The sequence below is a fragment of the Flavobacterium sp. genome (genome assembly GCF_031409475.1).
In the GTDB taxonomy this organism is placed as follows: Bacteria; Bacteroidota; Bacteroidia; order Flavobacteriales; family Flavobacteriaceae; genus Flavobacterium.
In genome coordinates, this window is sequence record NZ_JANNXH010000067.1 from 1 (window position 1) to 22,485 (window position 22,485).

27 protein-coding genes are annotated in these 22,485 nt (G+C 32.8%); 7 read left to right on the forward strand and 20 right to left on the reverse strand.

Going from position 1 to position 22,485, the window contains the following annotated elements:
- Positions 1-3,292: type ISP restriction/modification enzyme (locus RMO53_RS12840; RefSeq protein ID WP_310381468.1), on the forward strand; the 3,292-nt coding region annotated here is incomplete at its 5' end.
- 158 nt (positions 3,293-3,450) lie between these two features.
- On the forward strand, positions 3,451-3,585 hold the full coding sequence (locus RMO53_RS14470) for a DUF1016 N-terminal domain-containing protein (RefSeq protein WP_409024834.1): 135 nt from the start codon (positions 3,451-3,453) through the stop codon (positions 3,583-3,585).
- A gap of 40 nt (positions 3,586-3,625) precedes the next feature.
- Here RMO53_RS14470 and RMO53_RS12845 read toward each other — a convergent pair whose 3' ends face one another.
- Both RMO53_RS12845 and RMO53_RS12850 read right to left on the reverse strand, forming a co-directional pair.
- Positions 3,626-4,489: a DUF3037 domain-containing protein gene (locus RMO53_RS12845; protein ID WP_310381470.1), complete on the reverse strand. Its 864-nt coding sequence runs from the start codon at positions 4,487-4,489 to the stop codon at positions 3,626-3,628.
- Complete coding sequence (locus RMO53_RS12850) at positions 4,486-5,274, reverse strand: HipA family kinase (RefSeq protein WP_310381472.1); 789 nt, start codon at positions 5,272-5,274, stop codon at positions 4,486-4,488. Before RMO53_RS12850 ends, RMO53_RS12845 begins: the two co-directional genes overlap by 4 nt.
- Before the next feature lie 216 nt (positions 5,275-5,490).
- On the opposite strand from RMO53_RS12850, the gene bshC reads away from it, so the two are divergent.
- Positions 5,491-7,104, forward strand: a complete 1,614-nt coding sequence (gene bshC, locus RMO53_RS12855) for a bacillithiol biosynthesis cysteine-adding enzyme BshC (RefSeq protein ID WP_310381474.1) — start codon at positions 5,491-5,493, stop codon at positions 7,102-7,104.
- 92 nt (positions 7,105-7,196) lie between these two features.
- Complete coding sequence (locus RMO53_RS12860) at positions 7,197-7,616, forward strand: nucleoside-diphosphate kinase (protein WP_310381476.1); 420 nt, start codon at positions 7,197-7,199, stop codon at positions 7,614-7,616.
- A gap of 157 nt (positions 7,617-7,773) precedes the next feature.
- Here the strand turns inward: RMO53_RS12860 and RMO53_RS12865 are convergent, their stop codons facing one another.
- Positions 7,774-8,070 (reverse strand): DUF721 domain-containing protein, encoded by a 297-nt coding sequence (locus tag RMO53_RS12865; protein ID WP_310381478.1) that lies wholly within the window; start codon positions 8,068-8,070, stop codon positions 7,774-7,776.
- The gene (locus tag RMO53_RS12870; protein WP_310381480.1) at positions 8,051-8,491 is read right to left on the reverse strand and encodes a lipocalin family protein; all 441 of its coding nucleotides are present in this window, start codon (positions 8,489-8,491) and stop codon (positions 8,051-8,053) included. The genes RMO53_RS12865 and RMO53_RS12870 overlap by 20 nt, the downstream gene beginning before the upstream one ends.
- A 228-nt stretch (positions 8,492-8,719) precedes the next feature.
- Between RMO53_RS12870 and RMO53_RS12875 the strand changes: the two genes are divergently transcribed.
- Positions 8,720-9,790, forward strand: coding sequence for a serine hydrolase (locus tag RMO53_RS12875; RefSeq protein WP_310381482.1), 1,071 nt, complete (start codon positions 8,720-8,722; stop codon positions 9,788-9,790).
- Positions 9,791-9,978: 188 nt separating this feature from the next.
- Here the strand turns inward: RMO53_RS12875 and ftsY are convergent, their stop codons facing one another.
- From ftsY to RMO53_RS12945, 14 genes are all read right to left on the reverse strand, one after another.
- Entirely contained in the window at positions 9,979-10,932 is a 954-nt protein-coding gene (gene ftsY, locus RMO53_RS12880; RefSeq protein WP_310381483.1) for a signal recognition particle-docking protein FtsY, read from the reverse strand.
- 258 nt (positions 10,933-11,190) lie between these two features.
- Positions 11,191-11,343 carry a DUF4295 domain-containing protein gene (locus tag RMO53_RS12885; RefSeq protein ID WP_073370281.1) on the reverse strand — a complete coding sequence of 51 codons (153 nt, stop codon included), beginning with the start codon at positions 11,341-11,343 and terminating at the stop codon, positions 11,191-11,193.
- A 45-nt stretch (positions 11,344-11,388) separates the two neighbouring features.
- Positions 11,389-11,571 carry a 50S ribosomal protein L33 gene (gene rpmG, locus RMO53_RS12890; protein WP_007805817.1) on the reverse strand — a complete coding sequence of 61 codons (183 nt, stop codon included), beginning with the start codon at positions 11,569-11,571 and terminating at the stop codon, positions 11,389-11,391.
- Between the two features lie 27 nt (positions 11,572-11,598).
- Positions 11,599-11,835, reverse strand: coding sequence for a 50S ribosomal protein L28 (rpmB, locus tag RMO53_RS12895; protein ID WP_024980263.1), 237 nt, complete (start codon positions 11,833-11,835; stop codon positions 11,599-11,601).
- Between the two features lie 74 nt (positions 11,836-11,909).
- Entirely contained in the window at positions 11,910-13,160 is a 1,251-nt protein-coding gene (locus RMO53_RS12900; RefSeq protein ID WP_310381485.1) for a CinA family nicotinamide mononucleotide deamidase-related protein, read from the reverse strand.
- A 123-nt stretch (positions 13,161-13,283) separates the two neighbouring features.
- A complete protein-coding gene (locus RMO53_RS12905; RefSeq protein ID WP_310381487.1) occupies positions 13,284-13,628 on the reverse strand; it encodes an Hpt domain-containing protein in 345 nt (114 codons plus the stop codon).
- On the reverse strand, positions 13,628-14,239 hold the full coding sequence (locus RMO53_RS12910) for a fumarylacetoacetate hydrolase family protein (protein ID WP_310381489.1): 612 nt from the start codon (positions 14,237-14,239) through the stop codon (positions 13,628-13,630). The genes RMO53_RS12905 and RMO53_RS12910 overlap by 1 nt, the downstream gene beginning before the upstream one ends.
- Before the next feature lie 79 nt (positions 14,240-14,318).
- On the reverse strand, positions 14,319-15,089 hold the full coding sequence (locus RMO53_RS12915) for a 3'-5' exonuclease (RefSeq protein ID WP_310381491.1): 771 nt from the start codon (positions 15,087-15,089) through the stop codon (positions 14,319-14,321).
- A gap of 130 nt (positions 15,090-15,219) precedes the next feature.
- Positions 15,220-16,560 carry a dihydrolipoamide acetyltransferase family protein gene (locus tag RMO53_RS12920; protein ID WP_310381494.1) on the reverse strand — a complete coding sequence of 447 codons (1,341 nt, stop codon included), beginning with the start codon at positions 16,558-16,560 and terminating at the stop codon, positions 15,220-15,222.
- Positions 16,561-16,643: 83 nt separating this feature from the next.
- Positions 16,644-17,810, reverse strand: a complete 1,167-nt coding sequence (locus tag RMO53_RS12925) for a glycosyltransferase family 2 protein (RefSeq protein WP_310381496.1) — start codon at positions 17,808-17,810, stop codon at positions 16,644-16,646.
- 12 nt (positions 17,811-17,822) lie between these two features.
- Complete coding sequence (locus tag RMO53_RS12930) at positions 17,823-18,128, reverse strand: hypothetical protein (protein ID WP_310381498.1); 306 nt, start codon at positions 18,126-18,128, stop codon at positions 17,823-17,825.
- Positions 18,125-18,349, reverse strand: a complete 225-nt coding sequence (locus RMO53_RS12935; protein WP_310381500.1) for a hypothetical protein — start codon at positions 18,347-18,349, stop codon at positions 18,125-18,127. The genes RMO53_RS12930 and RMO53_RS12935 overlap by 4 nt, the downstream gene beginning before the upstream one ends.
- 97 nt (positions 18,350-18,446) lie before the next feature.
- The gene (locus tag RMO53_RS12940; protein WP_310381502.1) at positions 18,447-18,746 is read right to left on the reverse strand and encodes a hypothetical protein; all 300 of its coding nucleotides are present in this window, start codon (positions 18,744-18,746) and stop codon (positions 18,447-18,449) included.
- Positions 18,736-18,987, reverse strand: coding sequence for a hypothetical protein (locus RMO53_RS12945; protein WP_310381504.1), 252 nt, complete (start codon positions 18,985-18,987; stop codon positions 18,736-18,738). The genes RMO53_RS12940 and RMO53_RS12945 overlap by 11 nt, the downstream gene beginning before the upstream one ends.
- Before the next feature lie 107 nt (positions 18,988-19,094).
- On the opposite strand from RMO53_RS12945, the gene RMO53_RS12950 reads away from it, so the two are divergent.
- Both RMO53_RS12950 and RMO53_RS12955 read left to right on the forward strand, forming a co-directional pair.
- Complete coding sequence (locus tag RMO53_RS12950) at positions 19,095-20,957, forward strand: ABC-F family ATP-binding cassette domain-containing protein (RefSeq protein ID WP_310381505.1); 1,863 nt, start codon at positions 19,095-19,097, stop codon at positions 20,955-20,957.
- A 67-nt stretch (positions 20,958-21,024) separates the two neighbouring features.
- Positions 21,025-21,804, forward strand: coding sequence for a class I SAM-dependent methyltransferase (locus tag RMO53_RS12955; RefSeq protein ID WP_310381507.1), 780 nt, complete (start codon positions 21,025-21,027; stop codon positions 21,802-21,804).
- A 2-nt stretch (positions 21,805-21,806) separates the two neighbouring features.
- Here RMO53_RS12955 and RMO53_RS12960 read toward each other — a convergent pair whose 3' ends face one another.
- Complete coding sequence (locus RMO53_RS12960; RefSeq protein ID WP_310381509.1) at positions 21,807-22,163, reverse strand: HepT-like ribonuclease domain-containing protein; 357 nt, start codon at positions 22,161-22,163, stop codon at positions 21,807-21,809.
- Positions 22,135-22,443, reverse strand: a complete 309-nt coding sequence (locus RMO53_RS12965; RefSeq protein ID WP_310381511.1) for a nucleotidyltransferase domain-containing protein — start codon at positions 22,441-22,443, stop codon at positions 22,135-22,137. Before RMO53_RS12965 ends, RMO53_RS12960 begins: the two co-directional genes overlap by 29 nt.
- Positions 22,444-22,485: the final 42 nt, after the last annotated feature.

Here is a 22,485-nt window from a genome sequence, read left to right on the forward strand (position 1 = left end):
GACGATTCAACAGTATCTTTCTAAAATAGATACCTTACACAAAACAGGGAACGCACGAGAACACTCCTATCGTGGCGATTTACAAAATCTGATAATGGCAATTTTGCCCGATGTTTTGGTAACCAATGAACCTGCCAGAGTGGATTGTGGCGCACCCGATTATGTTTTGACACGCAAAGATGTTCCTATTGGCTACATCGAAGCCAAAGATATTGGTGTCGATTTAAAAGATAAAAAACTCAAAGAACAATTTGACCGCTACAAATCTGGATTGTCGAATTTGATTTTTACCGATTATATGGATTTCCATTTTTATAAAGAGGGTGAATTTGTAACTAAAATTGCCATCGCTTCAGTCGAAAACGGATTGATTATTCCGCAACCCGAGAACTTTGAGACGTTTACAAATCTTATAGTAAACTTTGCCCAAACCGTTTCGCAAACCATTAAATCGCCTACAAAACTGGCGCAAATGATGGCAGGAAAAGCAAAATTGATGGCAGATGTTATCGAAAAATCTTTGAATAATGACGACCAAGAAGGCAAACGTTCCCAAATAAAATCGCAAATGCTGTCGTTTCAGCAAATGCTCATTCACGATATAGACAACAAGGCTTTCGCCGATATTTATGCACAAACTATTGCTTACGGAATGTTTGCTGCGCGGTATCACGACCCAACTTTGCCCACATTTTCGCGGGAAGAAGCAGCCACGCTTATCCCAAAAAGCAATCCTTTTTTACGAAAATTGTTTCAAGATATTGCAGGCTATGATTTAGACCATCGTTTGGTTTGGATTGTAGACGAATTGGTTTCTATTTTCTTGGCAAGTGATGTTGCAGTAATTCTAAAAAATTTTGGCAAAAGCACCAAACAAGAAGATCCAGTAGTGCATTTTTACGAAACATTCTTGGGCGAATACAACCCAGCCTTGCGAAAAGCGCGTGGCGTTTGGTACACACCACAACCTGTGGTCAACTTTATAGTTCGTGCGGTAGATGATATCTTGAAAACCGAATTCGATTTGCCACAAGGTTTGGCCGATACCAGTAAAATTAAAATCAAGAAAAAAGCCGTAACCCAAACGGGAACAGGAACCAACTCGAAAATTAAAGAAGTAGAAACCGAAATTGAAGTACACAAAGTACAAATACTCGATCCAGCCACAGGAACAGGAACGTTCTTGGCCGAAGTGGTCAAACACATTCATAAAAAATTTGAAGGACAACAAGGCATTTGGAGCAAATATGTAACCAACGATTTAATTCCAAGATTAAACGGTTTTGAATTATTGATGGCGAGTTATGCCATGGCACATCTCAAAATGGACATGCTACTGACCGAAACTGGCTACAAACCCACAGACGACCAACGCTTTAGAATATTCTTGACCAACTCACTCGAAGAAGCACATCCTGATACACAAACGCTTTTTAGTTCGTGGCTCTCGGACGAAGCAGACCAAGCCAACGCCATCAAGCGCGATGCACCAGTTATGGTCGTAATGGGAAATCCTCCGTATAGTGTTAGCAGTGCCAATAAAAGTAAATGGATAGAAAGTTTGACAGCGGATTATAAAAAAGAATTAAACGAAAGAAATATACAGCCACTTTCTGACGATTACATAAAATTCATTCGTTTTGGACAACATTTTATTGATAAAAATGGCAGCGGAATTCTTGCCTACATTTCTAACAATAGTTTTATTGATGGAATCATTCACCGTCAAATGCGAAAACATTTATTAGAAAGTTTTGATAAGATTTATATTCTTGATTTGCACGGCAACGCCAAGAAAAAAGAAGTTTGTCCTGATGGTTCACCCGACCAAAATGTATTTGATATAATGCAGGGCGTTTCTATAAATATTTTTGTAAAAACTGGAAAAAATAAAAACGAAGATTTAGCCGAAGTATATAATTTTAATTCATTTGGTAAAAGAGATGAAAAATATAATTTTTTAAATGAAAACAATCTAAAAAACATCTTATGGAATAAAATAAATCCAACAAAAAATGAATATCTATTTATTGAACAAAATAATATAGAATCATTAAAATACAAAGAGTCATTATTTGGTGTTCAAGAATTATTTCAATTGGGTAGTAATGGTGTTCAAACAAAAAGAGATAATTTATTTATAGATTTCTATTATGATAATTTGTCAAAAAAAATTAATCATCTTTTATCAAAAAATATTACAAATGAATTTAAAAGTGAATTTAAAATTGAAGATTCCTCCTCATATCCTTTATTGAGAAAAATTGAAAATAGCAAATTTGAAAAAAATTATATTTGCGACCTATTATATCGACCTTTTGATTTTCGCAAGATATATTATGATAAAGATTTACTTGGAAGGCCTTTTTATAAAACACTTAGAAATATTCATCAAAAGACAAACAACCATTGTTTAATTCTCGGAAGACAAGGACAGGCAGTTGGAAGTGAATTATGGAACTTAGTTTCCATTTCAAATCTCATATTAGACACAAATCTCTTTTACAGAGGAGGTAATATGGCTTTCCCTCTTTATCTCTACCCCGAAACCACCGCCCAACAATCCCTGACAGGATTAGAAAACGAAAATCCAATTAGAACGCCCAATCTCAACCTAGAAATTGTCAAACAATTTTCGGAAAAACTAGGAATTCCGTTTGTTTCGGAAAAAACAACCCAGTCAGGGTTTAAAACCCTGACTGGGTTAGATGATACCAACAAAGAAAGCCACAACACCTTTGCTCCAATCGATTTGCTGGATTACATCTACGCGGTGTTGCATTCGCCAAGTTACAGAGAGAAATATAAGGAATTTTTAAAAATAGATTTCCCCAGAGTTCCGTATCCAGGTAGAGACGCGATTCATCGCGTCTGTACAAAAGAAGAAATTAATGAATTTTGGAAATTAGTAGATTTAGGAAGTCAATTGCGCCAAATTCATTTGCTGGAAAGCCCAATTGTAGAAAATTACATTACGCAATATCCCGAAGATGGCGATAATGTGGTGGGCAAAGTCATTGCGAGGAAGAATGACGAAGCAATCGCTACTAATGATGAGATTGCTTCGTGCCTCGCAATGACAGTGTGGATCAACGAAACTCAATATTTTGCGAACGTACCCGAAGTGGCTTGGAACTTTTACATAGGTGGTTATCAACCCGCACAAAAATGGCTCAAAGACCGCAAAGGCAGAGAATTGAGTTATGAAGATATTTTGCACTATCAAAAAATCATCGTCGCTTTGAGCGAAACCAGTAGGATTATGGAGGAGATTGATGGGATTGAGATTTAAGTTTAGTCAATATTTTTATAAAAAAGAAAAACAATGATTGATTTAAGCAAAAAAATAATTGATTTAATTACTAATGCCAGAATTAGAGTTGCTGGTTATGCCAATTTTGCGATGGTTGTTACCTATTTTGAAATTGGAAAAAATAGTGTGTAGAAGAAATTCAGGAAGGTGAAAAACGAGCCAGTTATGGGCAACAAATTTTACAACAAGTTGCTGAAGATTTACATACAAAATTGGGAAAAGGATTTTCTGTACAAAATTTAGAACGTATGCAAAAATTTTATTTAGTATAACCCTTTGGGGGTAAGTTTAGGAGAAACGCAGAAAAACTAGCTATTCTGAAATTGCAGTAATCACTTTTTTAGAATATTCCTTAAGGTCATCTGCATCTATTAATCTTGAATTTTTTATGTTTTGCAAAAGCTTTACGGCATGATCATAATCTTTGAAAAGATTTCGATTAGTAGGCTTTCCTAAAATTAAATCATAACATAAATTATTTTTTTCAGCTTCACTTTGAAGATCATAAAATTGACCAAAATTTTTATGCGCTTTATTTGCAATACCTATTCCTTCTTTTAAATCAAAACCAATAGGTTTAACTAAATTAAGTGTACCATTTTGCCATGCAATATCAAATTTAAACTCATTTCCAGTTTCATTTGTTAAAACATAATCTTCTTGAAATCTACTAGTTTTATGACGAAATTGATTTAGTCCAGAATCTTTTAAAGTAGATAAAAGTTTTGATATAATTTTAGGCTCTTGCTGATGGCTAATTTGTGCCTTTAAATCATCAATAAACACTTTATCCAAAACAATTTTTTCAATAAATTCTTCACTAAAATCTCTTAGAGATTCAGTTTTAAAATGTGAAAATTGTAAAACAGAACTATCATTAGGTAAAATATAACGAGATAAAAATGTTTTTAAATTTAAATCATTTAAAGGAAAAATAGTATCAAACGTGTTTTGATAAATTTTTAAATGTCTATCAATTTGTCTAATATATTCTTTAATTGTTTTTTCAGGCACATTATTATAAATACTTTTTACCCTATTCAAAGTCTTTGAATATTTAAACAAAAATCTTTGAGTGTCATCAAAATAAATAAGCACGCCAATATTTATACTCTCATCTAAATAAGGTGAGTGCTTATACTTTAAAATACAGTATGTATAAAAATTAGTTTTCATCCTATCATTCCTTTTAAATATCGTTCAAAAATAATAACATTATTTTTAGCCCATGCAAAGTAATGCATAAATTTTTGTCTTTCAACATATGGAATATTAAATTTATCCATTTCATCAAAAATAACACTTAAATTATTAATATTCAAATGTTTTAACATTTCTAAAAATCCATCAAAAATTCCTTCTTTGTTTCTTAAAGACCTCAAATGTTTTATCAATATATGTTTTTGAAATTGATAATTTCCTAAAAAAATCTCATAATCAACAATCTGATTTGTTTCGTTTATAAAAGGAAAAGTTAACTCATGGTCAATTAAAATAAGACTCGCATCATTAATTAATAAATTTGGCTTATTATGTTCTCCTCCTCTATCAACATTATAAACAAACAAATCAAAAGCAAAAATATTTGCAGCCTCATAATCTTTTAAAAAAGAATTAGTTACTAATGGATTAAAGATTGCATTTTGTTCAACAAATTTACTACAAAATTTATAACCTTTATCTAAAGTTATATATTTATGCTCATCATATAAATCTATAATTTCTGAATGGTCGAAGTTTATTATACTATAATTTGGACAAATTAAATCAAACTCTCTCGCCAACTCTAAACAAATAATCTCTTTAGCTACCGAAACATTTTGCAATATATTTTTTTCGGTAAAAACCTTCATTATATATTTATTCGGATTACCATTTTCATCTAATGCAATTATATTGACAGGTCTCGTAGTTCCTCCTGTCATTATTCCACCAATGGAAATGAGTTGTAACGGTTGCATAAATATTTTTTATGGACGAAATGTAGTAATTTTATTTTATTACTAAAAAACTATTTGAATTAATCACAAAAAACCAATCATAATATATTAATTTTGATAAGTCGAGACTAAATAAAAAAACTACGCCCAACAGGTTAAGATTTAACTATTATTTAGGAAATTCAAAATGTAAAACACCTTTGAATTTTAAGTATTTTTACAAAAATAAATTTCACTATGCCAACTGACCGTATCACGTATCAAAACTCTGGGTATTTCTCCCCTTTGATGAATGATTATTTAGACCAAAAACCAGAATTAAAATCGTTATACAACCGGTTTCCTACCCTTGAAAATTTTGAAGCGCAAATCATTGAAAAAAAAATTAATTTCAATGGCAATGACAATACAAAAAGAGGCATTTTAGTTTCGGTTTTAGAAAAACAATATACAAAAGTTGCAACTTCGGTTGTAACTTTAAACAACATTCAACTTTTAAACAATTCCAACACTTTTACAATAACCACAGGACATCAGCTCAATTTATTCAGTGGACCATTGTATTTTTTGTATAAAATTATTTCGACCATTAATTTAACCCGAGAGTTAAAAGCGAAATATCCAACTTATAATTTTGTACCCATTTATTGGATGGCTACCGAAGATCATGATTTTGAGGAAATTAATTATTTCAATTTTAAAGGAAAAAAATTCCGCTGGAATATCGAAAGTGCTGGACCAGTTGGGCGATTATCAACAGAAGGATTAGGGGATTTGTTTGAAATTTTCACTCAAGAAATTGGGTCTAGTTCCAATGCAGAGCGTATTAAAAAAATGTTTGAGGAATCGTACCTTAACCACAATAATTTAGCCGATGCCACCCGATATTTAGCCAATGTGCTTTTTGGCGAACAGGGTTTGGTCATTCTTGACGCGGATAATGCAGCCTTAAAACGTAGTTTTATTCCTTATGTAAAAGAAGAATTATTGCACCAAACTTCGTATAAAAACGTACTTGAAACCGCCCAAAAATTAAAAAACTACACCGTTCAAGTTAATCCTCGTGAAATTAATTTGTTCTACATTGAAGCTAATTTGCGCGAACGCATTCTATTTGATCCTGATAACAATAGGGACGGAAAATACAAAATAAATAACACCAAAATAGAATTTCAAGAATCCGAAATTTTAGAAATACTAGAAAATTATCCCGAGAAATTCAGCCCCAATGTGATTCTACGTCCGTTGTATCAAGAAGTTATTTTGCCTAATTTATGCTACATTGGTGGCGGTGGAGAAATTGCGTATTGGCTCGAATTAAAATCATTTTTCGCTTCCGCCAAAGTTACTTTTCCTATACTTTTAGTTCGGAATTCTGTACTTTTAGCAACCCAGAAACAAGTTCACAAAGCAGCAAAACTAGAGTTAAGTTGGGCAGATTTGTTTTCGAAACAATCCAATTTAGTTACCAATAAAACCAAACAATTATCAGAATTTCCCATAGATTTAACCGCTTTAAAAGAGCAATTGCAACTCCAATTCGAACTCCTTTTTGAAACTGCAAATCATACGGACAAATCCTTTGCTGGAGCTGTAAAAGCGCAAAAAATAAAACAAACAAAAGGTTTAGAAAATCTAGAAAAGCGTTTGCTAAAAGCGCAAAAAAAGAAATTTGCTGAAATACTACAACGCACAACTGATCTACAAAACGAATTATTTCCCAATGAAAGTTTGCAGGAACGACAAACTAATTTTTCGGAATTTTATGTAGAATATGGCGAAAATTTTATTCAAAAAACAATAGACCAACTCCAACCATTGAACACCATATTTGAAGTTGTCGTAGTATAAAATCGCCATTATTTTCTGATTTAATTGCATAATTATTAAAATCAATACACAAAAAAGTTTATTTTTGCACAAAATTTAAAAAACACAAAATAATGGCTTCGAATAGAACTTTTACAATGATTAAACCTGATGGTGTCGAAAACGGACACATTGGAAATATTTTAGCAATGATTACAAACGGTGGTTTCAAAATTGTTTCTTTGAAATTAACACAATTAACAGTGGCTGATGCGCAAGCATTTTATGCAGTTCACGCCGCAAGACCTTTCTATGGCGAACTAGTAGAATTCATGACACGTGGTCCTATTGTTGCCGCAATTTTAGAAAAAGAAAATGCAGTTGAAGATTTCAGAACCTTAATTGGTGCTACAAATCCAGCCGAAGCTGCCGAAGGAACTATTCGTAAAGCGTATGCAACTTCTATTGGAGAAAATGCAGTTCACGGTTCTGATAGCAATGAAAATGCAGCAATAGAAGGTGCTTTTCACTTTGCTGGAAGAGAGCAGTTCTAGATTTATGATTGAAGAGTAACGATTTTTGAATTAAGATTTAAAAATTATACAAAATAGAAAATTTCGTTTCATCCCGACACTTCGGGAGAAACGGAATTTTTTTTTTACACTGATAACTGAACACTAATCCCGAAGCTTCGGGACTGAATACTGCAAACTATCTAAGAACAACATCCTTCACAACATCGCGCTGTAATTCTTCGTTAATCATCGTTACGATTTTAGATTTTCCGTGGCTTAATTCCTCCCGCAATACCGCCGAAGAAAGTTCTACATACAAAGTGCTTCCTTTTAAGACCACGTTTTTAGTATAATGATTCACGCCGTTTCCCATCAAATTTTTCCATGCTTCCTTAACATCAATTTGATCCATACCAGGTTGCAATTTGTTGACTTGGATAATTTGCTTCAACACATCGCCAACAGAACTTTGATTATTTAACCTTTTTGCCATCGTCTAGTAAATTTATTGCTGTAGCTTTTTTGTAATGATACTCTGTTTTTTCAGCGTTGATGAGTACTAATTTGTCATCCGAAATCGCCACTAATTCTTCACTCCATTTCATAAAAGGAGTGGCATAATCTAAAAACAGCTGATCCTCTTTTACTCGTATTGAAACATTTTCGTATGCGTTATTTACTACAAAAGTGCCGTCTAATTGTGGCATAACTTTTTTCCGAAACCCTTTATTATTAGCTATTTCAAAATAATCATAACTCTCGTTCATGCCATACTCTTTGTCTTTACCTTTATCAAAAACTACTTTTTCGATTTCCCAATAACCATTTATTTTGGAAATATCCGAAGGTTTTATCTTTTGCTCGCAAGAGATAAAAAAAAATGAAACCAATAAAAACCAAACGATATTCTTCATAAAATTATTTTTTTTAGGAGCTAGTTCCTGCTGTACGCTGTATCTTTTATTTTTTTAAAGAAAAAAAATAAAAGGATGCCGCTACCATCAGGGCTAGAACTTTAGAGATAACAGCTATTTTCTTTCAACAACAAAGTTAACTTTATTAAATTTAAAGAAAAACAAAATAGGGTAACACATTAAACTTTTTTATATAATTTTGGTCCTACCCCAATAAATCAATCTGTTATGTCAAAAATAATTTTTAGTCTGTGTATAGCTTTTTTCTGTATCAGTTGCGGCTCTGAATCGGTAGAGCCAACTCCAATTCCACCAGAAACGACCTATTTTCCACCATTATCAGGAACAACTTGGGAGACAAAAACCATCGCCACTTTGGGATGGAAACAAGCAGCAGTACAACCGCTTTTGGATTATTTAGCACTCAAAAATTCAAAAGGATTTATAATTCTGGTTGACGGTAAGATTGTTTTAGAAAATTATTTTAATGGGCATACAGCAACTACAAACTGGTATTGGGCAAGTGCAGGAAAAACACTAACAGCAACCATGACTGGAATTGCAGCGCAAGAAGGTCTGATTGGCATCAACAACAAAGTATCGGATTATTTAGGAACGGGCTGGACAAATATGCCGTTGGCCAAAGAAAATCTAATCACTAACAAGCATTTACTTTCAATGACTTCTGGAATCGAAGATATTACCAATGGAGATGCCGTTGACCCAGCAAGTTTAACTTACAAAGCCGATGCTGGAACACGATGGGCTTATCACAACGTTTATGTAAAACTGCAAGATGTTATTGCTCAAGCAAGTGGACAAAATTGGAGTGCTTATTTCAACACAAAACTAAAAGATAAAATTGGCATGGATGGCGCTTGGTTTCAGTCTGGAAATAATTCTGTTTATGGCAGTACAACACGAAGCATGGCGCGTTTTGGATTATTACTACTCAACAAAGGAAAATGGGAAACCAATACAATTTTAAATGAAACATTTTTTAATACAGCTACAAATTCCTCACAAAATATTAATCTAGGTTACGGTTATTTGTGGTGGTTGAACGGAAAATCAAGTTATCATTTGCCACAGTCACAATTACAATTTAATGGAAGTTTAATTTCTAATGGACCAAACGATATGTTTATGGCTTTGGGTAAAAATGACCAAAAAATTTATGTTGTTCCAAGCAAAAAATTGGTAGTGATACGAATGGGAGACGCAGCTGATAATGTAAACCTGGCGCTATCCGATTTTGACGAAATACTTTGGACAAAAATTAGTGCTTTGTACCAGTAAAACTATTTATTTTTCATTCGTTTTATAAAACCTAAAACAAAGAACACCAAGCCAATTATTAATAAGAAATAATAGAAACTTATGCTCTTTTCTCTGATAAGATTTGCTACTACAAAGGAAAAAATACTAGCAAAATAAAAATATATTGGATTGCTATTTTTGAAAAAATCAATCATCGTTTATTTTAATTATTTAAAAAAACTATCTACGAATTCGTATTTATTAAAAACCTGTAAATCTTCAATTCCTTCGCCAACGCCAATGTATTTTACAGGAATATTAAATTGATCCGAAATTCCTATTACAACACCACCTTTGGCAGTGCCATCAAGTTTTGTAACCGCTAGTGAGGAAACTTCGGTGGCAGCGGTAAATTGTTTGGCTTGCTCAAAAGCATTTTGGCCTGTTGAACCATCAATAACCAACATGACATCGTGTGGTGCATCCGCAATCACTTTTTGCATTACGCGTTTTACTTTGGTCAATTCGTTCATCAAATTCACTTTATTATGCAAACGACCAGCGGTATCAATAATTACAATATCAGCGTCTTGAGCTACAGCAGATTGCAAAGTATCAAAAGCTACCGATGCAGGATCGCTTCCCATATTTTGTTTTACTAATGGAACACCTACTCGATCAGCCCAAATTTGTAGTTGGTCAATTGCTGCTGCACGAAAAGTATCGGCTGCACCAAGAACGACTTTGTATCCTGCTTTTTTAAATTGGTAAGCGAGTTTGCCAATAGTGGTGGTTTTGCCTACACCGTTTACGCCAACCACCATTAAAACATACGGTTTTACATGTACAGGAATTACAAATTCAGTAGCTTCGCCAGAATCAATCTCAGAGAGCAAACCTGCAATTTCTTCTCTAAGAATTTGGTTGAGTTCATCGGTGCCAAGAAATTTATCTTCGGAGACGCGTTTCTCGATTCGGTTGATGATTTTTAATGTCGTGTTAACTCCAACATCTGATGAAACAAGAATTTCTTCCAGATTATCCAGAACTTCATCATCAACTTTTGATTTTCCAGCAACGGCTTTGGTTAACTTTGAAAAGAAAGAAGTTTTTGATTTTTCGAGACTTTTATCTAAAGACTCTTTTTTTTCGGAAGAAAATATTTTTTTAAAAAAACTCATCGAATTGTTGATTGCAGATTAACGATTTTTTTGATTTCATATCGTTTTGTTACTAAAACCACCTTTGACAAAGTTTTGAACTTAGTCAAAGGTATTAGAATGACAAACAATTAAATTTTATAACACTATTAGCCCTGATGGAATAGCTTCTAAAAATTTAACAAACACCCGAGCGATAACGAACAGGCGAAGCAAATATAGAAAATAAAAAAGCTACTTCCGAGTGAAAGTAGCTTTTCTATATAATATGAAAGTTAATTATTTCTTTTTCAAGAATTCATCAACTGCTTCTGGAGCCATAATAGATTCTACGAATGTATATGCGCCTGTTTTTGGAGATTTCACCATTTTAATGGCTTTTGATAATCTTTTAGAAGAGGTCTGTAACGATGCTACGGTTTTCTTTGCCATGATTCAAATTTGTATATTTAAGATTTTTATTAAAATCTCTAATTATTATTTAATTTCTTTGTGAACGGTTACACGCTTCAAGATTGGATTAAATTTTTTAATCTCTAATCGGTCTGGAGTATTCTTTTTGTTCTTTGTTGTTATGTATCTTGAAGTTCCTGCAACACCTGTTGTTTTGTGTTCAGTACATTCTAAAATTACTTGGATTCTATTCCCTTTCTTTGCCATCTTGCTATTTATTTATTTTAGAAAAGATTATTTAATAAATCCTTCTGACTGTGCTTTTTTCAAAACTGCAGCGATTCCGTTTTTATTAATTGTTTTTATCGTAGATGCAGCTACTCTTAGCGTAATCCATCTATCTTCTTCTGGAAGATAAAAACGCTTTTTTACTAAGTTTACAGAAAATTTTCTCTTAGTTTTATTCATAGCGTGAGAAACGTTATTTCCTACCATCGCTCTTTTACCTGTAAGGTCACAAACTCTTGACATTGTCTTATCTTTTATCGTTATTCAAAATCAGGGTGCAAAGAAAAGAAAAATAAACCTATTAAGCAACAAAAATTTTACACATTTTTTAAAATTTCTTTCTGCAATAATTCCAAGCTTTTAATTACGGTTCTATCTATCACTTTTTCACGGGGTTGACCAAAATCATACTCGGTAACGATAACTTCATTAGGCGTTGCCAATGCTATAAAAACGGTTCCAACTTTGGCATTTCCGTCTTCTTTTGTTGGACCGGCATTTCCTGTAGTTGCTATGGCATAATCTGTTTTCATTAAACTTTTTACGTTTACTGCCATTTGTCTTGCCACGGCTTCACTCACAACACTGTGCTCCATTATGAGTTCTGCAGCAAGTCCAAGAACATTTATTTTCACATCAGTAGTATACGAAACTACGCTTCCTTTAAAATATTTTGAAGCTCCTGAAACAGAGGTTAGCAATTGAGCAATTTTTCCACCTGTACAACTTTCGGCAGTTGATATGGTTTTATTTTGTTGTGATAAAAGTCTCGCTAATACCACTTCTATGGTTTCGCTATCGTCAAAACCAACAATAATATCTCCAATTATTTTGGTTAAGGAAATTACATTTTCGGCAATGGTTTTGACTAATATTTCTTTGTTTATTCCTCGTGCCGAAAGACGTAATCTCACTCTTCCTGGACTTGGCAAATAGGCTAATTTTATAAATTCTGGCAAATTGTTTTCCCAATCTTCAATTCGTTCTGCTATCAAACTTTCTCCTAAACCATAGGTAAGGATTGTTTTGTGAATAATGTAAGGTCGCTTGTATTCCTGAACCACTTTTGGGATAACTTCATTTTCGATAAGGTACTTCATTTCGTAAGGAACACCTGGAAGCGAAATAAATACTGTGTTTTCTTTCTTCATCCACATACCTGGCGCTGTTCCTACTTTATTGTGAAGTATGATGCATTTTGATGGGACAAGTGCTTGGTCTTTATTAATTTGTGTAATGGCACGTTTGTAAAACCCTTCGATAAGCTGGGTTACATGTTCGAGAACTTGATCATCAACAACTAATTCATCGTTAAAATAATCGCAAAATGTCTTCTTGGTGATATCGTCTTTTGTTGGTCCAAGTCCACCCGTTATGATGACTAAATCAACCGTGTTTTGAAGTTTTGAAAAAGTATCAAGAATATGCTGTTTGTTATCCGAAATCGAAATCATTTCGGTGATTTCTACTCCTATTTTATCTAAACTTTTGGCGATATAACCAGAATTAGAATCTACAATTTGACCTATTAAAATTTCGTCACCTATTGTAATTATGGCTGCTTTCATTTTTGATGTTTTGTTATTACTACTTTTTAAATAAAAAAGAGCGACCAACGGAAGCTCCTTTATTATTTACTTTTATATGAAAAATGTTTTCGAAAAAATTTAAACGTGTAGCAGATTAGCTTCTTACAAATTAAAATCTTTTTTTAACTCTTTGACAGCGTCACTTACCTGATTGTTTACACTTTTGAAGATCTCTTCTATTTCTTTCTTTTTTCCTTCGGCTTTTGTCCAAGCTTCTATTTGAAGTATTTCCTGAAATGCTACATCTAATCCCATTAAATCTAGACTTGGCTTAATTTTATGAGCATAAGCATAAGCGTGTTTATGGTCTTTCTTTTTTATTCCTTCTTTAATTTCAAGTAAATCTTCAGGAATTTCCGTAACAAATAATCCAATAATTTGATTTACAAATTCTGGGTCGTTATCTGATAGTGCGTACACTTTTGCAAGGTTGTAATGTATTGCCATTATTTTATATGTATTCTAAATAGTTTGTTTCCTTCTAAAAATCCTTCCAGAACATCGTCTGGTTTTACAGCAGAAACTCCTTCTGGAGTTCCCGTAAAAATAATATCTCCAATTTTTAATGTAAAATACTGAGAAATGTATGAAATGAGTTCATCAATTTTCCACAACATATGACTAGAATCGCTCTTTTGAACTGTTTTATTGTTTATTGTCAACTCAAAAGTAAGGTTTTCTAATGAACTAAATTGGGTTTTTGGTAAAAATTCACCTATTACTGCCGATCCATCAAACGATTTCGCTTTTTCCCAAGGTAATCCTTTGGACTTTAATTGATCCTGCAAATCACGAGCAGTAAAGTCTATTCCCACACTTATTTCATCATAATATTTGTGAGCAAACTTAGTATCAATGTATTTCCCTACTTTGTTTATTCGAACAATTAGTTCAATTTCATGATGAATATCTTGAGAGAATTCTGGAATTACAAAAGGATGTTGCTTCAATAAAACTGCTGAATCTGGTTTCATAAAAATCACTGGTTCTGTAGGTCGCTCATTTTGCAACTCCTCTATATGATTGACGTAATTTCTACCGATGCAGATTATTTTCATGATTTAAGAGTTGGGAGTCGGAAGTTGGAAGATGGGAGTTAGAATCATTTTTTTTAACTTCTATCTTCCAACTTCTAACTTACTTCGTGTTTAATTTTCTTAATTTAATGGCCGTTAAAACTTTTTTGGTATATAACGGAAAATCAGCATTTTGTATCCAACTAAAATAGCCTGGCTCTGTTTCTAAAACTTTATCCACTTTAACTCCTTTGTGTTTTCCGAAGGTAAAAATCTCATCATCATCCTTATCAAACGCTATCATTCCTGCAAAATCAGCAATTTTTTTTCTGGTTGTGTATTCTGATAGTGATTTTATATCGTTTTCTAAATCGGGATATCGATCTAGTTGTGCTTTCATAATTTCGAAAGTTGCCATGGTATCTGCTTCGGCAGAATGGGCATTTTCGATGTTTTTATTACAATAAAATTTTAGGGCTGCACTTAATGTTCGCTCTTCTTTTTTGTGAAAAATGGTTTGTACATCTACCGAAACTCGGTTTTTCATATCAAAATCTACTCCTGAGCGAAGCAATTCTTCAGCAAGTAAGGGAATATCAAAACGATCAGAATTGTATCCTGCTAAATCAGAATCCTTAATCATATTGTAAACCTGAGAAGCTAATTCATTGAATGTTGGCTCGTTAGCCACTTTCTCGTTGCTTATACCGTGAATGGCGGTTGATTGTGGAGGAATTGCAATAGTTGGGTTGACCAACCAAGTTTTGCTTTCTTTATTTCCGTTTGGAAAAACTTTGAAAATTGATATTTCTACAATTCTATCTTTGGCAACATCTATTCCAGTAGTTTCGAGGTCGAAAAAGCAGATTGGTTTGTTGAGTTTGAGCTCCATTTATAAATTTTATTATGGCAAATATATCTTTTTGAAGTTACCGTTCATCGATAATTAAAAAAAAATCAAACTATTTTCATTAAAAAAACCGACAAGTATAAATTTGTCGGTTTTTACATGTAAATTATTTTTAAAAATCTCTGTCCACGTCAAAAGCTTCGAGATAATCAGCAACTCGTTTTACAAAACTTCCGCCCAGTGCGCCATCTACTACACGATGATCGTAGCTGTGCGAAAGAAACATTTTCTGACGAATGCCTATAAAATCACCTTCGGGAGTTTCTATTACTGCTGGCACTTTACGGATGGCACCAAGAGCCAATATTCCCACTTGTGGTTGGTTGATTATTGGAGTTCCAAAAACGCTACCAAAAGTCCCCACATTTGTCACCGTATAAGTTCCGCCTTGTGTATCGTCTGGTTTTAGTTTACCTAATTTCGCTCTATTTCCTAAATCGTTTACTGCTTTTGCCATTCCTACAAGATTCAATTGATCCGCATTTTTGATAACAGGAACAATCAAATTTCCGTTTGGTAAAGCTGCTGCCATTCCGAGATTGATATTTTTCTTTTTGATGATATAATCGCCTTCGACAGAAATGTTCATCATCGGAAAATCTTTCAAAGCTTTGGCAATTGCTTCCATTAATATTGGTGTGTACGTCAATTTCTCGCCTTCACGCTTTTCAAAAGCAATTTTGACTTTGTCTCTCCATTTTACAATATTGGTCACATCAACTTCGATAAACGATTGTACGTGTGCCGATGTTTGTACTGAAGCCACCATATAACCAGAAATGAGCTTGCGCATGCGGTCCATTTCTATGATTTCGTCGCCACCGTTTAAAGATGTAGTTATGGGTTGTGAGTTATGAGTTATGGGTTGTGGTTGAACAGCTGACTTAGGTTGTACAACTGGATTAGTACTTCCTAGTTCCAACTTTGCTTCGCCAGTTCGCTTTGCAAGCTCGTGTCTACTTCCAACAAATTTCAAAATATCTTCTTTCGTTATGCGACCGTCTTTTCCTGAACCCGAAACTTTTTCTAATTCAACAAGAGAAATACCTTCTGCGGTTGCAATATTTTTTACTAAAGGAGAAAAGAATTTATCTGAACCAGAAAAATTTGCTGGTGCTGAAACCGATTCTTTTGATATTTCTATCGCTTTTTGAACTTCAGCAATAACATCTGATGAAACTGTTTCCTTGATTGCAGTAGTTCCATTTTCGCTTTCGGTTTCGATAATTGCAATGGTTTGACCTACTTGAACCAAATCGTCTTTGCCAAACAATTGCTCTACTAGAATTCCCGAAACTTCGCTTGGCACTTCGCTATCTACTTTATCAGTTGCGATTTCAAGAACCGCTTCGTCAACTTCGATTTTGTCGCCAACTTGTTTCAACCAATTCGTAATAGTAGCTTCTGCAACGCTTTCTCCCATTTTTGGAAGTTTTAATTCAAATCTTGCCATAGTATTTACCCAATAGGTGGTATTGATTTTATGACTGCAAAATTAGTAATAATTTTTAGTATAAATCACGAATTTACTTGAATTCAAAATGCCTCAATAGTTACAACCTCACCTCTATCGTTACTGCTGTTGCTACCAATCAGATAATCAGATACTTTAGGTATTATTTTAAAAGTAAAGTTCTTATTTTTATTTGTTTCGAAAGCCTTGATTATAGTCTTAAAATCATGATTATTTTGATCAAAAAGGATTTCTGCTTTAGCATTTTTCGCAAACGATTTCGTAATTAATTGTCGTTTCACTAATTTTTTAAATTGATTTTCTAATTTATCCCTCAAAACCTCTCCCGAAGCGTCGGAATCAGAAACTAGAATAAAATATTCAGGGCTTGACTTTGTCCTGAAGCTTCGGGATGGAGTTCCTTGAAACATTTTGACGGTGGAAAAAAACAGAATTCCAATTTTCATAAAAACCCAGAAAAGAAAATACACTTTGAAATGCTTTTTGTAAAAGAAATTCATGGCTTCCTGAAATCGCTTCATATACGTTCCGTCCTTAATCGTACTTTCGCCTTTATAATGTATGATTGTAGTTTCGTGGAAATAATAGTTTGATTTTCCTTTTTTTAAAACCATATAAGACAAATCAATATCGTCAGAATACATAAAACAATTTTCGTCAAAACCACCAACTTCGTTGTACAAATCCCGTTTCAAGAACATAAAAGCGCCCACAAGAATATCAACTTTGCCCGTTTCATTTTCTGATAAATGTTGCGCATAATATTTTCCAAATGTTTTTGGAAAAAGGGTATACAAACCTGTAATTTTAGTAAATGCTACAAATGGTGTTGGAACGCCACGTTTGCTTTCGGGTAGGAAATTTCCTGTTCCATCTATGAGTTTACAACCTACGATTCCTATGTTTTCTTGCTTTTTGGCGAAAGCCAAAACTTTTATAAAAGTATCTTCAGCGACAACAGTATCAGGGTTTAAGATACAAATATATTCGCCTTTGGCATGAGCAACTCCCATATTATTGCCTTTTGGAAAACCTAAATTAGCTGTATTCTCGATGAGTTTTACATTCGGGAAACGTTGTTTTATCATCGCACAACTGTCGTCAGAAGAATTATTATCAATAACAATAATTTCTCCATCGATGTTTTCAAGTGCTTTTTGGACACTTAAAACACAAAGTTCTAGAAAGTAGCGAACGTTATAATTGAGTATGATTACGGATAGTTGCATTTTTTTCGGAATTTATAGCAACTTGGTTAAGTCGTCAGGATTTTTTTGATTATTCCAAAAGAGATGTAAATCCACATTTTTTGTATCTTGATTGATCGAATAATACAATGTTGTTTGTTTAGAAATTACAAAAAAATAAAGTTTCAAATTAGAATCATATTTTCCAATAAGTGGATTTATGGATATTCTACTTAAGTTTACAATAACTAACTCCTGAAATTTTTCAACCTCTTTATGATTCCATTTTAAATAAATATAATCGATTTCATCGGAATATGTGATTTCAGAATTAAGTTGCCAAAGTATTTTATAACTCATTTTAAAAAAGAGAACTTTTCGCTAACTCTTTTCATCACTTCCTCAGTTGTTGATCCTTTTCCTTCTGAAGCTTCTTTTTTAGACTTTTCAATTACTTTAGCAAATAGCGGATGATCTTCAATATTTGCATACGTTTTCTCTGAATTATAAACAATAGTTGGTTCTTCAACTTTAGAAATAATTGAATCTGTAGTTTTATATTTTTTGTTTGAATTATCCATTGTGTTTAATTTAAACCAAATATACGAATTAATTATTGTTTTGGAAAACTAAACAAATAGCGCACATTATAACTACTGATAGTTGCATAGTCCACTTTTACAGCAACTTGTTTAAGTCGTCAGGTTTTTTTAAGTTATTCCAGAAAATCAATAAGTCGATTCGTTTTTCGTTTTCAACAACTTTATAATATAATGTTGTTTGTTTTGAAATAACTATTCTGAAAATTGTTTTTACAGGAATTCCAATGAAAGGGTTTATTGATAATCTTTTTAAATTTTCATCAACTAATAAAATAAATTTTTCTACCTCTTTATAATTCCATTTTAAATATATAAAATCAATTTCATCTTGATAGGATATTGAAGAATCGATTAGCCATTTTATTTTATATTCCATTAATAAAAGGATATTTTGCTTTGACTTTTTTCATCATTTCTTCATGAGATATCCCCAATCCTTGTTCCGATTCTTTAATTCCTTTTTCCAGAAGTTTTTTCAAAACAACAGGCATTTTATCCCATTCTGCTTCGGAATCAACTTGTGATTGATTTAAAATTTCTCCATGAACTTCGGCTGGTTCTTCAACTTTAGAAATAATTGAATCTGTAGTTTTATATTTTTTGTTTGAATTATCCATTGCATTTTAATTTAAAACCAAATGTACGAAATAATTCGAAAAAGCTAAAAAATTAAAAGGTTGCTTCCTTACACGCAATGACTTACTTTTGCAAAAAAATTACTCTTGTGAATTACTTATCAGTCGAAAATATATCAAAATCTTTTGGAGAGCGAACCCTTTTTAAAGACATTTCTTTTGGAATTAATAAAGATCAAAAAATTGCTTTTATAGCCAAAAACGGTTCTGGAAAAACCACCATAATGAACATCATTAACGGTTTTGACGAACCCGACACAGGTCAAGTTGTGCTTCGAAAAAGCATCAGAATGGCATTTCTGTCCCAAGATAATAAATTACAGGACGAATTAACAATTGAGGAAAGCATTTTCGCCTCAGATAACGAGAGTTTAAAGGTCATTGAAGCCTACGAAAAAGCGTTGGAAAACCCCGAAGATGAAGAAGCCTATCAAAAAGCTTTTGACGGAATGGACCAACATAATGCTTGGGATTTTGAAACGCAATACAAGCAAATATTGTTTAAATTGAAGTTGGAAGATTTTAAATTAAAGGTGAAAAATCTTTCGGGCGGACAGAAAAAACGTTTGTCATTAGCAATTATTTTGATCAATCGTCCTGACTTATTAATTTTGGACGAACCCACGAATCATTTGGATTTAGAAATGATTGAATGGCTGGAAAGTTATTTTGCCAAAGAAAATATTACCTTGTTTATGGTAACACACGACCGTTTCTTTCTAGAGCGGGTTTGTAACGAAATCATCGAATTGGACAACGGAAAAATATACCAATACAAAGGCAATTATTCCTATTATTTAGAGAAAAAAGAAGAGCGCATTGCTTCAGAAAATTCGAGTGTAGACAAAGCCCAAAACCTATTCGTCAAAGAATTGGAATGGATGCGTCGCCAACCAAAAGCGCGAACGTGCAAAAGTAAATCCCGTCAGGATGATTTTTATGTGATTAAAGAAAAAGCACAAAGTCGCCGTCGCGAAAACGTGGTCGAACTCGAAATCAACATGGAACGTATGGGAAGCAAAATTATTGAGCTTCACAAAATTTCAAAAAAGTTTAAAGACCATGTGATTTTGGATAATTTTAGTTTTGATTTTCAACGCGGAGAACGGATTGGAATCATTGGGAAAAACGGTACCGGAAAATCAACTTTCTTGAATTTATTAACAGGAACACTGCCGCTGGATGGTGGGAAAGTGGTTGTGGGAGACACTATAAAAATTGGCTATTACACACAGAGTGGTATTAACCCAAAACCAGGTCAACGTGTAATTGACGTCATCAAAGAATACGGAGAATACATTCCGCTTACGAAAGGTAAAATTATTTCGGCTTCACAATTGCTGGAGCGCTTTCTGTTTGATTCAAAAAAGCAATACGATTATGTCGAAAAATTAAGTGGTGGTGAGTTAAAACGACTGTATTTGTGTACGGTTTTGATTCAAAATCCTAACTTTTTGATTCTCGATGAACCTACAAATGATTTAGATATTGTAACCTTGAATGTATTAGAAAGTTTCTTATTGGATTATCCTGGTTGCTTACTTGTGGTTTCTCATGACCGTTACTTTATGGATAAAATAGTGGACAATTTATTTATATTTAGAGGTCAAGGCGAAATAGAAAATTTCCCAGGTAATTATTCTGATTTTAGAGCTTATGAAGACAGTGCCGATGTAGCTCAAAAAGAAGACAACAAAGCCGAGAAAAAAGATTGGAAACAAAATAATCCTACTGGGAATTTAACGTTCAACGAGCAAAAAGAATACCAGAAAATCGAACGAGAAATCAAGGATTTAGAAATCGAAAAAGCCAAAATCGAACAGCTTTTCACTGACGGAAAAGTAGCCGATGGAGATATTTCTGCTAAAGCAAAAGAACTAGAAAACATCAACAATAAAATTGAAGATCGAGAAGAACGCTGGTTTGAGCTTTCTGCAAAAATTGAAGGATAAAAGATAACCACGAATTTCTTTTTGAAGTTACTTTAATTCGTGTAAATTCGTGTAATTCGTGGTAGAAATGAAGCGTATCATAAAATCTTACTTTAAATTCCTCTGGAACTCCAAAAACGAACACGGAGTTCATTCGCCATTTGTGTATGATTTGGTTACGAAATGTTTTTATGACAAAAAAAATTACCCTGAATATGCAATCCTCAAAGCCTACAGAAATTCACTTTTAGAAAATAAAAACACTATTGAAGTAAGTGATTTTGGTGTTGGTTCACGCGTTTTTAAATCAAATAACAGAGCGATAAATCAAATTGCAAAAACGGCAGGGATTTCCTCAAAACGGGCAAAATTATTATTTAGAATGGTAGCTTATTTTCAGCCTTCAACTATTTTAGAAATTGGAACTTCATTAGGTCTTGCGACTGCAGCAATTTCAATAGGAAATAAAAATGCTTTAGTTACAACATTGGAAGGTTGTCCTAATACAATGGCAATAGCAAAAAAACAATTGCAATTATATAATTTCAATAATGTAGAATGTAATAAAATTAAATTTGAAGACTTTCTCCATAATTATCAATTATCAACTCTCCATTATCAATTGATTTATTTTGACGGAAATCATTCCATGCAATCTACTTTAGAATATTTCGAATTATTGCTTCCTACAATTACTAACGAAACCGTTTGGGTTTTTGATGATATTCATTGGTCTCCAGACATGGAAAATGCTTGGGAAATCATCAAAAACCATCCTAAAGTAACCGTAACCATTGACACCTTTCAATGGGGAATAGTGTTTTTTAGAAAAGAGCAAGAAAAAGAGCATTTCGTGATTCGGGTATGAAATTAAGGGCGCAATAATTTTGAAATTTCATATTCTAAAACCGGCAAATGTTTGATTATAATGTTCCAAATTTGCAAATTTTCAATTTCATCATAACCGTGAGTTAATTTATTTCTAGCATCAACTATTTTTCGTGAATTTGAAATCTCAATATCTGGTGATATTTTCAAAATTAAATTCATTGCTTCACCAATAGTAATTATATTTCTTTCGACGGCATCTTGCACCAGAAAATTAGAATCGTAATCTTCAAAAATCTTTTTTTCTCCTAAATAATTATCTATATTTTCGATACAAATCGAAATGTCTTTCAATAATTTCATCAAACGATTATCCATAAATCGAAAATTTAGTTTCATTTAATTCTTTTATAAAAAAAGGATTTTTTAGAGACCGCTCTGTTAATAAATCTATTTTTCTTTTTAATAAATATTCTAATTCATACCCTAAATCCCATAAATGCTCACCCGCAATTACTGGATCTAAGCCGTCTTGAAGATTTACTAAAAAATCAATATCGCTTTTTTTATTAAACTTTTTGGTTAAAACGGAACCAAAAACAAAGGCACTTTTTATTTTATGCTTTTTAAGCAACAAAATTACTTCGGGAATTTGATTTTGAAATTCTTTGTTTAACATAATTCTATTTTTACTCAAAAGTAATCAAAGTTTTTTGATTTG

Coding starts and splice junctions, on each gene's coding strand:
- RMO53_RS12845 (WP_310381470.1), bottom strand. CDS start 4,489: ATGAAAACTAATTTTTATACATACTGTATTTTAAAGTATAAGCACTCA.
- RMO53_RS12925 (WP_310381496.1), bottom strand. CDS start 17,810: ATGCAACTATCCGTAATCATACTCAATTATAACGTTCGCTACTTTCTA.
- RMO53_RS12920 (WP_310381494.1), bottom strand. CDS start 16,560: ATGGCAAGATTTGAATTAAAACTTCCAAAAATGGGAGAAAGCGTTGCA.
- ftsY (WP_310381483.1), bottom strand. CDS start 10,932: ATGAGTTTTTTTAAAAAAATATTTTCTTCCGAAAAAAAAGAGTCTTTA.
- RMO53_RS12940 (WP_310381502.1), bottom strand. CDS start 18,746: ATGGAATATAAAATAAAATGGCTAATCGATTCTTCAATATCCTATCAA.
- RMO53_RS12915 (WP_310381491.1), bottom strand. CDS start 15,089: ATGGAGCTCAAACTCAACAAACCAATCTGCTTTTTCGACCTCGAAACT.
- RMO53_RS12905 (WP_310381487.1), bottom strand. CDS start 13,628: ATGGCAATACATTACAACCTTGCAAAAGTGTACGCACTATCAGATAAC.
- rpmB (WP_024980263.1), bottom strand. CDS start 11,835: ATGTCAAGAGTTTGTGACCTTACAGGTAAAAGAGCGATGGTAGGAAAT.
- RMO53_RS12945 (WP_310381504.1), bottom strand. CDS start 18,987: ATGGATAATTCAAACAAAAAATATAAAACTACAGATTCAATTATTTCT.
- RMO53_RS12900 (WP_310381485.1), bottom strand. CDS start 13,160: ATGAAAGCAGCCATAATTACAATAGGTGACGAAATTTTAATAGGTCAA.
- bshC (WP_310381474.1), top strand. CDS start 5,491: ATGCCAACTGACCGTATCACGTATCAAAACTCTGGGTATTTCTCCCCT.
- RMO53_RS12885 (WP_073370281.1), bottom strand. CDS start 11,343: ATGGCAAAGAAAACCGTAGCATCGTTACAGACCTCTTCTAAAAGATTA.
- RMO53_RS12935 (WP_310381500.1), bottom strand. CDS start 18,349: ATGGATAATTCAAACAAAAAATATAAAACTACAGATTCAATTATTTCT.
- RMO53_RS12965 (WP_310381511.1), bottom strand. CDS start 22,443: ATGTTAAACAAAGAATTTCAAAATCAAATTCCCGAAGTAATTTTGTTG.
- RMO53_RS12860 (WP_310381476.1), top strand. CDS start 7,197: ATGGCTTCGAATAGAACTTTTACAATGATTAAACCTGATGGTGTCGAA.
- rpmG (WP_007805817.1), bottom strand. CDS start 11,571: ATGGCAAAGAAAGGGAATAGAATCCAAGTAATTTTAGAATGTACTGAA.
- RMO53_RS12850 (WP_310381472.1), bottom strand. CDS start 5,274: ATGCAACCGTTACAACTCATTTCCATTGGTGGAATAATGACAGGAGGA.
- RMO53_RS12910 (WP_310381489.1), bottom strand. CDS start 14,239: ATGAAAATAATCTGCATCGGTAGAAATTACGTCAATCATATAGAGGAG.
- RMO53_RS12955 (WP_310381507.1), top strand. CDS start 21,025: ATGAAGCGTATCATAAAATCTTACTTTAAATTCCTCTGGAACTCCAAA.
- RMO53_RS12960 (WP_310381509.1), bottom strand. CDS start 22,163: ATGAAACTAAATTTTCGATTTATGGATAATCGTTTGATGAAATTATTG.
- RMO53_RS12875 (WP_310381482.1), top strand. CDS start 8,720: ATGTCAAAAATAATTTTTAGTCTGTGTATAGCTTTTTTCTGTATCAGT.
- RMO53_RS12865 (WP_310381478.1), bottom strand. CDS start 8,070: ATGGCAAAAAGGTTAAATAATCAAAGTTCTGTTGGCGATGTGTTGAAG.
- RMO53_RS12930 (WP_310381498.1), bottom strand. CDS start 18,128: ATGAGTTATAAAATACTTTGGCAACTTAATTCTGAAATCACATATTCC.
- RMO53_RS12870 (WP_310381480.1), bottom strand. CDS start 8,491: ATGAAGAATATCGTTTGGTTTTTATTGGTTTCATTTTTTTTTATCTCT.